Source organism: Bacteroidota bacterium, from assembly GCA_016720935.1.
Taxonomy (GTDB): Bacteria; Bacteroidota; Bacteroidia; order AKYH767-A; family 2013-40CM-41-45; genus JADKJP01.
Genome location: JADKJP010000003.1, coordinates 307,617 through 321,960, shown reverse-complemented (window position 1 = coordinate 321,960; position 14,344 = coordinate 307,617). Strand labels below are relative to the sequence as shown.

Below are 14,344 nucleotides of genomic sequence, written 5' to 3'. Positions count from 1 at the left end.
TTAGAATGATTCTAAATAAGAAATATGTTTTTATCTTTTCCAATACAATGTATTGCTATTCAATATCTTAAATTTTGATGGGATTTTTCTCAAAACTACACCTGAAAGAATTCCCCGTTTATGACAAGCATCATCAAAATAAAAAAGCCCCCCGGAATCCGGGAGGCTCTTGAAGAAGTCCAATTAGTCTTTTTTGAATCTTAAAGTCCTGTGAATTTCACCACTCAGAATTTTCAAATAGTAGACGCCTTGAGGCATGTTTGAAATATCCAATTCGGCGGAATATCCTGTTTCAAAATTTCTCTCCATCACTGATTTTCCCAAAATATTATACATCGATATTTGCGCCCCTGAATTTCCCGGCCATGTTACCGTCACACGATCCCTGGCAGGATTTGGATAAAGTTCAATTCCTCTTGGTGCACCGTTCGATGAGATTCCAGAGGTCCCTGAAGTATCGCTGACTGATAAATTATCGAAATCAGCAAAGTACTCATCGGGATTCGAAGCGGATCGTTTAGCAAGAAATTTCAAAGTGATATTGCTTCCCGAAAAACTACCCAAAGGAATATTTACGTGTGCAAAATCCAATGTTGGAGTGTAATTGGAAGCATTCACAGTAAAAACGGAAACATAGTTTCCTCCATTTGCGCTTACTAACACACTAAACTCTTCTCCGGCAACAAGGGATGTAGTCGTAGATGGATAAAGAGTGGAGCTGATAATTCTCCAGTCAAAACTAAGACCACTGTTCGAATTCAAAGTGCCGATCAAAGGAGTTTCCAGAGAATCCTTTGCATTAAAATTATTCATAAAAGCTGTAGGCCCTTTTGAACTTCCGGTTCCATGTACAAGATAAACTGTAATGTCACCCGAATAACCCGCAGGTGTTTGAAAAGCTGTCGCGTTTTCAAAATCATCATTGAAAGGATAAACCTGCGCGAAAGCTGATTGTGTCAAGGAAAGAACTGCGAGGAATAGTAGAAGTGTAGAGATTTTTTTCATAGTAATAGATCTTATGCAAAAATATGACCAATTCCATTATTCTAAAGGAATAACCAGTGAATTTTCCATCAGGTGGAACGTATTGCTTTCAAGATCAAGTATATGATTTACACCTGGCTTTTTCCCTTTATCGAAACTTCCGAGAGAATGATGCAATCCCAGGTATTCCGCGCCGTTCAATGTTGCCCAAGTGAGTAAATTATGCACACTAATTTCGGGATAATGTTTGTGTATAGTCTTTAATTCGTCGAAAACTGAAAGCGACCAATTTGAAGCGTAGCTATCCGTTCCGATAGTGATTTTTGCTGCATGGTTTACAAACATTGGAATATCCGGCATTTTATCTTCAATGAACAGATTTGCATTTGGACAAAAACACCACCACATCAGCATACTATACAATTGAGCCCAGTTTACATCCTCACTAGTAGTATAAGTATTATGAACCAATTGTATTTTATTGCACTTCGGAAGATGAACAATACTTGACGCAAGAGATGCAAATCCGGTCGGCTCCCAGTGTGTGTACAAATTGGTCGCGCCTTGTAAAAACTCAAACAACTCACCATTCTTCAATTTGAACATGGAATTTTCACTCTGTGTTTCCTGGTTATGAATACAAATCAGTTCTCCGGATTCATAGGCAAAATCATTGATCAGTTTCAATAATTTATTTGACACAGTATAAGGAGCATGTGGAACTATAGACCCCCTTAATCCAATTCCTTTTAATTGTTCATACAGCATTTTTCCTTTATTAAAAACATCATTGGATCTATCGGGATGGAAGTCGAACAATTCAATAAATGTATAATACGCGATGCGGCTGTTCAATTTTATGTCAAACGACTGTGCATTATTCGATATGTCTCCAACAGCAACAATTCCATTGGCAACCATTTCCGCATCTGCAGCTTCCATTGCTGAAATTATTTCTGCCTCATCGGAATTCCGCATCGTAGAAACCTGCCTGAGGAACCCCGGAAGCTTTTGCTTTTCCGATAACTTTCCTTTCATGTGAGAAAGCTCAAGGTGGCAGTGTGCATTGATAAAACCCGGACATAACAAACCTTTAAAAATCTCGAGTTCCCCGTCCTTCTCAAAAATCTGAGTGCTGCTCTGAGGATCAATTGCCGGATCCAATACTTCAACAACTTTCCCTTCATCGTCAAGAATGAGAATCCCATCCTTTACCGGTGCTGATGAAATGGGAAAGATATAATCTGCCTTTAGAAAGCGCATAATCTGATTGTGAAAACAAATTGCGTTGTCAAATTTAGACCATTTTAACAGCTTAACTCATAATTTTAAAGATTAAAATCTTTCCTTGTCCACCAATGGCGATTCTTAGGAATTGATTCAATACAAGCCTCTTTAAATTCCCTACCTTTGTAAAATGAATGCCCATCCATCCAAACCAAATATCCGTGATTTGTCAAAACAAGACCTGGAAAACTGGTTCATAGAACAAGGTGAACAAAAATTCAGGGCCGTACAGGTATGGGAATGGTTATGGCAGAAAAGCGCAAGGACATTTGATGCGATGAGCAATCTTTCCAAAAGCCTCCGCGAGAAACTGCAGCAGAATTATTCATTGCCAGCGGTGAGTATTGATACTTTTCAGGTTAGTAAAGACCGCACGATAAAAAATGCGTTTAGATTATTTGACGGAAATATTGTAGAAGGTGTTTTGATCCCCACGGATTCCAGGATGACTGCCTGCGTCTCTTCTCAGGTAGGATGTAGTCTTACCTGTAAATTTTGCGCGACAGGAAAACTGGAAAGACTTCGAAACCTCAACGCGGATGAAATTTATGACCAGGTGGCCATCATCCGCGAACAGGCGTTGGCCAATTACAATATCCCACTTTCCAATATCGTATACATGGGAATGGGAGAACCCTTGCTCAACTACGCGAATGTTTTAAAAAGTATCGAACGCATCACTTCTCCGGATGGGTTAGGAATGTCTCCCCAAAGAATTACTGTTAGTACAGCAGGCATCGCGAAAATGATTCGCAAGTTAGGCGACGATGAAGTTAAATTTAATCTCGCCTTATCACTACATGCAGCGAATGAAACCAAGCGCAACCAGATCATGCCCATCAATGAAAGTAATTCTCTGGATGCACTGGCTGAATCTCTTAATTACTTTTATGATAAAACCGGAACACGTGTAACATTTGAATACATTGTGTTCAATGGCTTCAATGATTCACTGATTGACGCGAAAGAGCTGGAATCCTTTTGCAGAAAAGTGAAAGCTAAGGTGAACCTGATAGAATATAATCCTATTGATGGCGGTGATTTTACAAATGCCAAGGACGATAAAATTGATTCATTTAAAAATTACCTCGAAGATCACGGTATTATTGTAAACATCCGGAGAAGTCGGGGAAAAGACATTGATGCAGCATGCGGTCAGCTGGCAAATAAAAATGAACATGCAGTAGTGAAATTGAAAAAGTGAATTTTTCTTTTCTAAAAAAATAACGTAACTTCATTTTCCTTTTCATGCAGTTTTAGCATTCTTTATTTCACCCACAAAGTCAAACGAAACATGTCAGCAAAAAAACTACTCTCACTACTTTTCGTTTTGCACTCACTACAGGTATTTAGTCAATCCGATTCCCCATGCCAGGCACCTTTGCTGAATGTCAACGGAGATACCTGTGTATTTATTTCTTCGACAACTGCAGGAGCACTGTATCAGAACGATACCGCCAACGGAGGTACTCCTCCCTGCGCATTCCCGGGTTCACCGGATGTATGGTATGCAGTAGTGGTTCCCGCGTCAGGGGCAATCGCTTTTACTTCTGAAGCCGGAACAATCACAGATGGTGGTATGGCTGTCTATTCCGGGCCTTGCACACAACCTCAACTGATCGAGTGCGACGATGATGCTGCGGTAGGAATGATGGCTGTTGTAGACCGGTCAGATTTTAATCCGGGCGACACATTATATGTACGTTTCTGGAAAGCTGCCGGGAACGGTACAGGAACATTTTCGATTTGTGCTGTTGAATCACATTCCGATTGCCGTGTCGCTCAACAACTTTGTGAAACAACACACATCAATGGAAATGCCTATGGCCCGGGATCCAACCAGGATGCTTTTGCTTACTACTGTGATATCTCGGAATTTCAATCACACTGGTTTCGGTTTCGATTCTTAACCGCAGGCACATTTATTTTCAAACTCTTTCCCGATGCTATCGGAGCAGGTATTTATCCGGATTACGATTGGCTCATGTACCGAAGCCCCGGTCCCGGGTTTTGCAACACGTTTACATTACAAACAAGTCCGGATGTATGCAATGGCAGCAGCTCGATGGGAGCTTCAGGAGAAACAGGACTGGATCCGACCGGAACTTCAAATTCAGTTCCCGCAGGTCCGGGGAATCCATATTGCCCTGTATTGAATGTCAATGCCGGTGACGATTACTTCCTTCTGGTAAATAATTTCAGTACTTCCTCATCGGGATTCAACCTGACCATTGGTGGAACTGCCCTGCTGGATTGTTCCATTGAACCAACAACTGTTCCATCTTATCAATTTGAATCATCTCAAAAGGTCTTTCCTGTGCCTGCAAATGATCATGTCTGTTTTTTAATGCAAACCGGTTCCGGAAAGAACAAATACACTCTCAGCATTTTTAATCCTACAGGTGCAGAAATATTAACCGACGATCATCCTGATTCTTCAGGGTGGTGTATTAAAACAAATGGTCTTGGACATGGCTTCTTTTTTTACAGAATTAGTGATGGTTCAAACCAGGTAGTTTCAAAAGGAAAATTTATTGTCGATTAATCAGTTCAGGGTCAGGCCGGAGGAAAAACAGAAGCTGAGAATGGATTCTTAGAGCTAAGAAAAAAGTACGTATTTTCGTCCTCCTTCTATGTCCCAATCACTAACTGAAATCAAAGCGCCTATTGCAGCGGCAATGGACGAATTTGAACAGAAATTTCGCTCTTCCATGAAGAGCTCGGTTCCTCTGCTCGACCGGATTACGCATTATATCGTAAAACGAAAAGGCAAGCAAATGCGACCCATGTTTGTTTTTCTTTCTTCCGGTTTATTGGGACAGGTAAACGAACGCAGTCACCGGGCCGCAACATTGATCGAATTGCTTCATACCGCGACACTGGTTCATGATGATGTAGTGGATGATTCAAATGAACGTCGTGGCTTTTTTTCCCTGAATGCTCTGTGGAAAAACAAAATTGCCGTACTCGTTGGAGATTATTTACTGAGCAAGGGTTTGCTTTTATCGGTAAACAACAATGACCATGATCTCCTCAAAATTGTATCGGAAGCTGTTAGGGTCATGAGCGAGGGTGAATTGCTCCAGATCGAAAAAGCAAGACGACTTGATATCAGTGAAGATATTTACTTTGAAATCATCCGTCAGAAAACCGCTTCACTTATCGCTTCCTGTTGTGCCGGTGGAGCCTGTGCCTCAGGAGCCGAACAAGAAGACATCATCCGTATGCATTTGTTTGGAGAATGTATCGGAATGGCGTTTCAGATCAAAGACGATTTGTTTGATTACGGTCCGGACGGAATCATTGGCAAACCTACCGGAATAGACATTAAAGAAAGCAAAATGACTTTGCCTTTGATTCATGCACTGAACCAGGCAACCTACTCCGATAAGAAAAGGATCATCAACATTGTAAAGAACCACAATACTGACGATGTCAAAGTAAAAGAAGTCATTGCCTTTGTTAAAAAATCAGGTGGGATGGAATATGCCACAAAAAAAATGATGGAATTCCAGGAACAGGCTTTTCGTATTCTCGATTATTATCAGGAAAGTGTCTATAAAAATTCCCTGAAGGAACTCGTTCGTTATACAACTGAAAGAACACACTGACCGGAATGAGCTTCAATAAGTTTTACTACCTGATTTCCGCGCTCCTGATTTTTTTTTCAGCCTTTATTTATTTGTCACCCGGTTTTGTGACTCCCGATTTCATTTACCCGGAAAGAATTGATTCACTTTATGTCCGATTTCACTCGATGCAGGATCTGGAAGATTCTACAACCAACGATCCGAATGATATTCCGGAAGCTCATTACAACCCGTCCTCCCTTGGTCTCGAGTATTCTGAATTCAATGTGAATATTTCATGCGGACAATTAAGAGGCTGGTTTATAACGGCAGAGGATACACCGGCCAATACCATTTTTCTTATTCATGATTTGAATGAAAGTAAAATCAATTACCTCGACCATATTAAACAATTTCATGACCGTGGTTTTAATGTTTGCATGATGGACATGCGCGCACATGGCAACAGTGATGGAATTGAATTTTCCCCCGGCGAACCCGCTGTGCAGGATGTGAAACTGGTAATGGATACGCTTTTGTCAATCGAGGAAACCCATCATTTGATCATAATGGGAAAAGGTGTCGGAGCAGCAATTGCAACGCAAGCCGCGCTCTTTGACGGTCGTTGTGATGTGTTAGTCCTGGAAAGCCCATTCAGTGACCTGAACACCTATCTTGACAGATATGCTTATCAAAAATGGAGCTTACTAAAATCCCTTTGGAATCCCGTTTTCCGCAGGAAAGTGGAGATTTTGCTCCAATATCCAATTCAGGATTTAAATCTAAAATATCTGACAGCAAACATAAAGACACCAACCCTTTTCATCGCAATTCCCGATAATGACAGGGTTTTCACTACAGAAATCCTGTCAATCTATGAAACTTCGGCAGCACCACGAAAAGAACTATTTTTGGTGACACAAAGCGATACCGCGGATGTTGTGAATGGAAGAACGCTCTATTATAACCGGGTTTCCGAATTTATAAATGGAGCAATTCCAAAGAAGATTAAAAAAACCAAATACAAAAAACTGGCACTTCATGATTAGCAAAGAAACCATCGACCGGATTTTCAATACCGTGCGTATTGAAGAGGTGGTAGGTGATTTTGTTCCCCTCAAAAAAAGAGGAGTGAACCTGATCGGTCTTTGCCCCTTCCACAACGAAAAGACACCCAGTTTTAATGTCAACCCTGTCCGTAACATCTACAAATGCTTCGGCTGCGGGAAAGGTGGGAACGCGATCAATTTTGTAATGGATCACGAGCAGTACAGCTATCCTGAAGCACTGCGCTATCTTGCCAAAAAATACAATATTGAAATAGAAGAATCTCTTCCCGATCCGAAAGACGATCTTCTTCGCGATGAGAAGGAAAGTCTTTTTGTCATCAATACATTCGCGCAAAAATCTTTTTCAGAAATTTTATTCGATACCGAAGAAGGACGCGCCATTGGCCTGAGTTATTTCAAAGAACGCGGCTTTACAGAAGAAACTATCCGGAAATTTCAGCTGGGTTATGCGCTTTCTGAATGGAGCGCTTTCACGGACCTTGCATTGAAAGCTGGATACAAAGAAGAATTCCTCGAGAAAACCGGACTGACAATAAAAAACGACTCCGGAAAAAAGTATGACCGTTTCCGTGGTCGTGTGATGTTTCCGATTCACAACCTGAGCGGACGTGTCATTGGTTTTGGCGGACGAGTGCTGAAGAAAGATGAAAAGACGGCGAAATATGTCAATTCGCCGGAATCTGAAATCTATCACAAAAGTCAGTCGCTTTACGGAATTTACTTTGCAAAAAAAGCAATCGTTCAACGCGACAATTGCTATCTCGTAGAAGGGTATACAGATGTAATTTCATTGCATCAGTCGGGAATCGAAAATGTTGTTGCCTCCTCCGGAACTTCTCTTACCGTTGAACAAATCCGGCTGATTGGCAGATATACTAAAAATGTAACTGTACTCTATGATGGTGACGCTGCTGGGATCAAAGCCTCGCTTCGCGGTATCGATCTTATTCTTGAAGAAGGATTAAATGTCAAAGTGGTACTGTTCCCAGATGGCGATGACCCGGATTCCTATAGCCGCAAACACAGCCACAGCGAGCTGCTTGATTTCGTAAATACAAACGCGAAGGATTTTGTTGTCTTCAAAACCGGATTGCTGCTGGATGAAGTAAAAAATGATCCTGTTCGTAAAGCCGGATTGGTCCGTGATGTAGTTGAAACCATTGCAAAAATTCCGGATCCCATTATTCGCTCGATGTATCTGAAACAATCGAGTGCGATGATGGATATCCAGGAAAGCTTGCTGATTGCGGAATTGAATAAAATCCGCCGGCAACAGCTGAAAAAAGATATCCCTGTCCAGGATGCCGAGGAACTATTGCCGGAAATTCTTCTTCCAAGCCGGCAGCAGACAGAAGAATTATCAACTGAAATCCAGGAGAAAAATATTATTCGTCTGCTCTTTTATTTTGGAAATCACGACTTACACTTTTATGATGAAGTAGAAAATCCTGATCGTCCGGGACACAAGGATATTACGGATACAGTTGTTCGTGTTTCGCGTTATATCGTCGATGAGATCGCTCATGATGATCTTGTTTTTGAACATCTTGTTTACGACCGGATCTTAAAAACCTATACTCGGCTTGTCAACGAACCAGGCGATATCGATGTTCAGATTTTTCTGAATTCAGAGGATCCGGAAGTGAGCGAATTGGCAGTTGAACTTCTCAGTTCAAGATATCTCCTGAGCGAAAACTGGGAGTCGATGCACAAAATTATTGTACCTGTCGAAGAAGATATTCTGAAAGACGCTGTGGAAAAATCAGTCTTCCATCTGAAGAACAAAAAAGTTCTCAAGATGATCGAAGAAAATCAGAAAAAAATAAAAGAAGCTCACGAAGCAGGAGGCGATTTCACCGAACTGATGGAAATGCACAAGAAACTTGAATCCGTTAAAATGGAAATTTCAAAGTTGCTGGGGATTGATATACTCAAGTAGTGGTTAGTGCTTAGTGGTTAGTGGTTAGTGGTTAGTGCTTAGAATATAAACCACTTCGAACATTGAACCTCGAACTTTATTCCTCCATTTTCCCTACAAACTTCTTACTGCCCGTAATCATTTTCAGATTGGCTACTTCCATATCTGTCAGGAATCTCCATCTGCCACGTGGTAAATCTTTTTTCGTAAGGCCTGCAAAAATAACGCGGTCGAGTTTTTTTACGGTGTAACCGAGATGTTCAAAAAGTCTTCTGACAATCCTGTTTTTTCCACTGTGCAATTCTACTCCGAGAATTGATTTGTCATCGGTGGTAAAAGCGATATCATCAACTTTCACAAAACCATCTTCCAGTTTTATTCCTTCAGCGATCGCGTCGAGGTCACTTGATTTCAGCGATCGGTCGAGTTCAACCTGATAAACTTTCTGTACCTCAAAGCTGGGATGTGTCAGCTTTCTGGCAAGATCACCATCATTGGTGAAAAGCAAAATGCCGGTAGTATTCCTGTCGAGACGACCAACCGGATACACTCTTTCTTTTCCGGCATTGGCGATCAGACTCATTACAGTTTTCCGTTCTTCCGGATCATCTGTTGTGGTGATAAAATCTTTGGGTTTATTTAAAAGAATGTATACCAGACGTTCTCCGCGTAAAGTTTCGTTGTTGTATTTTACAACATCTCCGGGTTGAACTTTATAGCCCATTTCTGAAACTACTTCTCCGTTTACCGTGATAACACCTGCTTTAATCATTTCATCCGCTTCGCGTCTTGAGCAGATACCTGCATTCGAGATAAATTTATTCAGACGTGTCAGGCCTTCATCAGCAGCAGTAACTTTTGGTTTCTTCGGACCTTTTTCAAACTTACCCGATTTTTTTCTGTCGCCATAAAACTCATGGCTTTCTTTGCGGTTCCACTTCTTGGTATCGGCTCCTTCTTCTTCTTTTCTTTTGAATGATTCATCGCTTCTTTTTCCACGATAGCCGTTGCGATTGTCTTCATTTTCTCCGCGACTGATACGTGGCCGCGGGGAACTGCTTTCATCTCTCTTCACTCCACTGAAAGATTTGCGCTCCCCTGTTCTTCCTGCAGGTCTTTCTCTTTTTTCAGGAGAAAACTTCTTTTCCTCCCTTGCATCACCTTCTTCAGATCGTGAAGGGTAATCATCTTTGCGTTTGGAATCTCTTCTTAAATATGAACCCTCTCCTGAACTTTTTTTATCGAATCGTTCTGCCGGAGCATCACCTCTTCTTTTGAATGGACGTTCATCTCTGTCACGTGACTCACGTTTGACTGGTCTTTCAGGACGGGATGTACTTTCGTCTCTTTGCTGGTACGGACGTTTTTCACGGTCAGCATTGTCCATTCTCTTTTGATACGGACGCTTTCCATCATTCCCGCCTTCAGTTCTTTTTTGATATGGCCTCTTGCCGCGCTCTTCCGAATCGCCGCGTTTCTGAAAAGGTCGCTTTTCACGATCTCCTTCTTTACGGTCACGAAAATCTTTGGATGCCGGTCGGGCAGAACGTGAAAACGGCTTGTCATCACGAGAATCTTCTCTTTTGAAAGGACGCTCAGATCGCTCAGGACGTGAACTTCTGTCAAAGGATTTCTCCCGTCCGGGAGCTGAATCTGATGATTTTTTAAAACGTGATGGCCTTGCAGGACCTGATTTGAAGGTTTTCTTACCCGGCCTTGATCCACCACTATTCCCCCTGCGAGCCCCAGGCCCCGACTTTCTGAACTTACCCATTTTTTGTTGCTAAGCCGCGAAGGTACGAAAAAAAGGGGAAGCAACGTAGCGAGTTGGTTGTTAGCTGGTTAGTTGTTGGTGCTTAGTGCTTGGAGGTTAGAGGTTAGTTGTGTTGTTAAATCAAAAACAAAAGCGGAACAACTACTAAGAAATTAAGATAGAAATCACTTGAGTTGGTATACAATCCTAACCACTAAGCACTAAGCACTAAGCACTAAGCACCAACCACTAAGCACTAAGCACCAACCACTAAGCACTATCTTCCAACTAGCACATCGGATAAAAAGCATCCACAATATGTTCTATGGATGTATATTGTTCATTGGTGATGACAATCATGATATCGAAACGGCCTTCTTTTTCGGGGAAAACGGTTTTGACAAATTCGTCCGCGGCTTTGATGATTTGTTTTTGTTTTTTGATTGGAACTAAAAGCGATGGATCACTAAGATATGCGGAGATTCTTGTTTTCACTTCTACGAAAACCAGCATTCCTTCATCCTCCGCAACGATATCCACTTCTGCTCTGTCGAAACTGTAGTTCTGCCGGTGAATGTGATACCCTTTTTTACGAAGATACTCACAGGCAAGCAATTCGCCTTTTTTACCCAGTTCCTTATCCTTCGTACTCATGACTGAAATTTCAATTCCATTTTATCAGTCACCTTTAACGTGGCTTCACGACCGAAGATCAAAGGATAATTATTGGGAATATGGCCCGAAGGAAAACCGTAGAGCACCGGATAGGTATATTCAGCGACAGCTTCATGAATAATTTCTTCAGCGGTTTTACCAAAAGGGATTTCATTGTCGCGCATATCGCTCATTCCTCCCACAATCAATCCCGCAAGGTTCGAAAGCTTACCTCCTCTTTTCAGATTCATCATCATTCTGTCGATGTGATAGAGATATTCGTCCAGGTCTTCCAGAAAAAGAATTTTTCCCGTTGTGTCGATATCGGAAGGAGTTCCTGATAGCGAATAAAGTATTGACAAATTCCCTCCAACCAGTTCACCTTTCGCGCTTCCCTGGCGGTTTAGTTTTTCAAGAGCGGGTTGTTGTTTGGATGAAGTATAACGGAGCGACTGTCCGAACAAAGTATCTTTCAATACTGACAAACAATTGGGACTTAATTTTGGAATGTTCAATGACATCGGTGCATGAATCGTTTCAACTCCGAGTTTGTGCAGATGTGAATGCAACACGGTAATATCACTGAAACCAATCAGCCATTTTGGATTCTTTAAGAATCTCTTGAAATCGATGCGGTCTACAATTCGCACGGTTCCATATCCTCCTCTGGCAAACAGGATGGCCTGTACATTCTTGTTATTCAGGGCACTCTGCAAATCAGCAGATCTTTCTTCATCGGTTCCTGAAAACTGATTTTGAAACTTATAGAGATTCTTTCCGAATTTAACCTGCAATCCCCAGGATTCAAGGATGTCAACTGCAGGTTTTACCTCGGCTTTGTTTACTTTTCGGGCAGTGGAAACAATCATTACTGTGTCGCCAGGCTTAAGGTAGGGCGGTCGGATCATATTCTTATCTTTGCGGCGAAAATATCGGTAAAAAGCTTTAGCCTGAACGTATCTTCCAATATTTCACACACAAAATATCCTTCATATCCTAAAACCGGAACCAAACGAGCAATCGTTTATTCCGGGGAATGAATAAAAAAAGAATCCTGAATGTCCCGTACACTTGTCACCGCTGCTCTCCCCTATGCCAATGGGCCCGTTCATATCGGACACCTCGCCGGCGCCTATCTTCCTGCGGATATATACGTCCGGTATCTTCGCGCAAACGGTGAGGATGTAAAATTCATTTGCGGTTCTGATGAACACGGAGTTCCGATCACTCTAAGAGCAAGGAAAGAAGGAATTACACCACAGGAAGTCGTCGACAAGTATCATTCGATCATTAAAAAAAGTTTCGCGGATTTCGGGATCAGCTTTGATATCTATCACCGGACATCAGAAAAAATTCATCACGAAACAGCGGCGGCGTTTTTCAAAAATTTATACGACAAAAAAATATTTACCGCAGGAAGAAAGTGAACAGTATTTCGACGAAGAAGCTCAGATGTTTCTTGCCGACCGTTATATTGTTGGAACTTGTCCGAATTGCGGAAACACCAATGCATACGGTGATCAATGTGAAAAATGCGGAAAGAGTCTGAGTCCGCGTGACCTGATTAATCCACATTCACAACTCAGCGGCAAAGCTCCAGTGCTTAAAAAAACAAAACACTGGTATTTGCCTTTAGACACCATGCAGAAAGACTGGCTGGACAGCTGGATCAGAAGTCATGAAGGCGATTGGAAAAACAACGTCTTTGGTCAATGTAAATCCTGGCTCGATCAGGGTCTCCAGCCACGTGCTGTCACACGTGATCTCGAATGGGGAGTGCCTGTTCCATTAGCTGAAGCAAAAGGAAAAGTACTGTACGTCTGGTTTGACGCTCCGATCGGTTATATCTCAGCAACCAAAGCCCTTTTCGCCGGCACTTCAAAACCGAACGACTGGGAATTGTATTGGAAAAATAAAGACACACGTCTGATTCAGTTTATCGGGAAAGACAATATCGTTTTCCACTGCATCATTTTTCCCGCAATGCTGAAAGCACACGGGGAGTTTATTCTTCCTGAAAATGTTCCGGCAAACGAATTTCTGAATTTGGAAGGAGATAAAATTTCTACCTCCAGAAACTGGGCTGTATGGTTGCACGAATATCTGCAGGAATTTCCGGGGAAACAGGATGTTCTCCGTTACACACTTACCGCTACAGCTCCTGAAACAAAAGACAACGATTTTACATGGAAAGATTTTCAGGCCAGAAACAATAGCGAACTGGTCGCTATCCTTGGAAACTTTGTAAACCGCACTTTGGTTCTCACACAAAAATATTATTCAGGAAAAGTTCCGGCACATAGTGAACTGAGAGAGGATGACAAAGCCTGCATCCAGGCCATGAAAGATATTCCAGAAAAAATTAAAGAGAATATTCTTGGTTATCGATTCCGGGAAGCTTTGTTTGAATTGATGAACCTTGCGCGCACTGGTAACAAATACCTCGCGGACAATGAACCCTGGAAATTGCAGGCAACTGATCCAAAGCGCGTTGAAACTGTGCTTTACATCTCTCTGGAAATCACAGCATATCTCGCGCAATTGATGGAGCCATTTCTTCCATTTACTTCAGCGAAATTGCTGGCAATGCTGAATCTGAAAAAACAAGCCTGGAAAGATTTTCTGGGTAAACAATTGTTATCTGCCGGACATCAGCTGAACGAACCTGCACTCTTGTTTGAAAAAATCGAAGACCCTGCTATGGAGCAGCAATTGCAGAAACTGGCAAATTCCAAAGCGGAGAACTTAAAAGCAAATCCTGTCGTGAACCCGGCAAAAGCGTCAACTTCATTTGATGATTTTCAGAAAATGGATATTCGTGTCGGCACCATTCTTAGCGCTGAACGTGTTCCAAAAACAGATAAACTTTTAAAACTCACCATCGACACCGGTATTGATCAACGAACTGTTGTTTCCGGCATCGCCAATTATTATGCTCCCGAAAATATCATCGGGCAACAAGTCACGATTCTTGTCAATCTCGAACCTCGAAAAATCAAAGGCATCGAATCACAAGGAATGATTTTAATGGCGGAAAACAGTCAGGGAGAACTTGCATTCGTTGCTCCTGTGAAAGGGATGGAGAATGGCGGCTCTGTAAAGTAGGTTC

10 protein-coding genes and 1 pseudogene are annotated in these 14,344 nt (G+C 41.9%); 6 read left to right on the top strand and 5 right to left on the bottom strand.

The features are described 5' to 3' along the window. Positions 1 to 183: 183 nt before the first annotated feature. Complete coding sequence (locus IPP86_03795; protein MBL0137639.1) at positions 184 to 1,005, bottom strand: T9SS type A sorting domain-containing protein; 822 nt, start codon at positions 1,003 to 1,005, stop codon at positions 184 to 186. A gap of 36 nt (positions 1,006 to 1,041) precedes the next feature. Further along, entirely contained in the window at positions 1,042 to 2,247 is a 1,206-nt protein-coding gene (locus tag IPP86_03790) for an amidohydrolase family protein (protein MBL0137638.1), read from the bottom strand. Positions 2,248 to 2,401: 154 nt separating this feature from the next. Here IPP86_03790 and rlmN point away from each other — a divergent pair, with 154 nt between their 5' ends. The 5 genes from rlmN to IPP86_03765 all read left to right on the top strand — a co-directional run bounded on the left by rlmN (position 2,402) and on the right by IPP86_03765 (position 8,849). Then, positions 2,402 to 3,475, top strand: a complete 1,074-nt coding sequence (rlmN, locus tag IPP86_03785; GenBank protein MBL0137637.1) for a 23S rRNA (adenine(2503)-C(2))-methyltransferase RlmN — start codon at positions 2,402 to 2,404, stop codon at positions 3,473 to 3,475. 90 nt (positions 3,476 to 3,565) lie between these two features. Next, positions 3,566 to 4,816, top strand: a complete 1,251-nt coding sequence (locus IPP86_03780) for a hypothetical protein (protein ID MBL0137636.1) — start codon at positions 3,566 to 3,568, stop codon at positions 4,814 to 4,816. Positions 4,817 to 4,904: 88 nt separating this feature from the next. After that, positions 4,905 to 5,882, top strand: coding sequence for a polyprenyl synthetase family protein (locus IPP86_03775; GenBank protein ID MBL0137635.1), 978 nt, complete (start codon positions 4,905 to 4,907; stop codon positions 5,880 to 5,882). A 5-nt stretch (positions 5,883 to 5,887) separates the two neighbouring features. Further along, positions 5,888 to 6,889: an alpha/beta hydrolase gene (locus tag IPP86_03770; protein MBL0137634.1), complete on the top strand. Its 1,002-nt coding sequence runs from the start codon at positions 5,888 to 5,890 to the stop codon at positions 6,887 to 6,889. Then, the gene (locus tag IPP86_03765; GenBank protein ID MBL0137633.1) at positions 6,882 to 8,849 is read left to right on the top strand and encodes a DNA primase; all 1,968 of its coding nucleotides are present in this window, start codon (positions 6,882 to 6,884) and stop codon (positions 8,847 to 8,849) included. The genes IPP86_03770 and IPP86_03765 overlap by 8 nt, the downstream gene beginning before the upstream one ends. Before the next feature lie 76 nt (positions 8,850 to 8,925). On the opposite strand, the gene IPP86_03760 is transcribed toward IPP86_03765, so the two are convergent. From IPP86_03760 to IPP86_03750, 3 genes are all read right to left on the bottom strand, one after another. Next, positions 8,926 to 10,602 carry an RNA-binding S4 domain-containing protein gene (locus IPP86_03760; GenBank protein MBL0137632.1) on the bottom strand — a complete coding sequence of 559 codons (1,677 nt, stop codon included), beginning with the start codon at positions 10,600 to 10,602 and terminating at the stop codon, positions 8,926 to 8,928. 267 nt (positions 10,603 to 10,869) lie between these two features. Beyond that, the gene (locus IPP86_03755) at positions 10,870 to 11,235 is read right to left on the bottom strand and encodes a YraN family protein (protein MBL0137631.1); all 366 of its coding nucleotides are present in this window, start codon (positions 11,233 to 11,235) and stop codon (positions 10,870 to 10,872) included. After that, on the bottom strand, positions 11,232 to 12,143 hold the full coding sequence (locus IPP86_03750) for an LD-carboxypeptidase (protein ID MBL0137630.1): 912 nt from the start codon (positions 12,141 to 12,143) through the stop codon (positions 11,232 to 11,234). Before IPP86_03750 ends, IPP86_03755 begins: the two co-directional genes overlap by 4 nt. 150 nt (positions 12,144 to 12,293) lie before the next feature. Here IPP86_03750 and metG point away from each other — a divergent pair. Beyond that, positions 12,294 to 14,340: pseudogene (gene metG, locus IPP86_03745) on the top strand (methionine--tRNA ligase). Positions 14,341 to 14,344: the final 4 nt, after the last annotated feature.

What these genes read in the sequence shown, in the direction of transcription:
- IPP86_03795 (MBL0137639.1), bottom strand. Translation starts at nt 1,005, where the DNA reads ATGAAAAAAATCTCTACACTTCTACTATTCCTCGCAGTTCTTTCCTTG.
- IPP86_03790 (MBL0137638.1), bottom strand. Translation starts at nt 2,247, where the DNA reads ATGCGCTTTCTAAAGGCAGATTATATCTTTCCCATTTCATCAGCACCG.
- rlmN (MBL0137637.1), top strand. Translation starts at nt 2,402, where the DNA reads ATGAATGCCCATCCATCCAAACCAAATATCCGTGATTTGTCAAAACAA.
- IPP86_03780 (MBL0137636.1), top strand. Translation starts at nt 3,566, where the DNA reads ATGTCAGCAAAAAAACTACTCTCACTACTTTTCGTTTTGCACTCACTA.
- IPP86_03775 (MBL0137635.1), top strand. Translation starts at nt 4,905, where the DNA reads ATGTCCCAATCACTAACTGAAATCAAAGCGCCTATTGCAGCGGCAATG.
- IPP86_03770 (MBL0137634.1), top strand. Translation starts at nt 5,888, where the DNA reads ATGAGCTTCAATAAGTTTTACTACCTGATTTCCGCGCTCCTGATTTTT.
- IPP86_03765 (MBL0137633.1), top strand. Translation starts at nt 6,882, where the DNA reads ATGATTAGCAAAGAAACCATCGACCGGATTTTCAATACCGTGCGTATT.
- IPP86_03760 (MBL0137632.1), bottom strand. Translation starts at nt 10,602, where the DNA reads ATGGGTAAGTTCAGAAAGTCGGGGCCTGGGGCTCGCAGGGGGAATAGT.
- IPP86_03755 (MBL0137631.1), bottom strand. Translation starts at nt 11,235, where the DNA reads ATGAGTACGAAGGATAAGGAACTGGGTAAAAAAGGCGAATTGCTTGCC.
- IPP86_03750 (MBL0137630.1), bottom strand. Translation starts at nt 12,143, where the DNA reads ATGATCCGACCGCCCTACCTTAAGCCTGGCGACACAGTAATGATTGTT.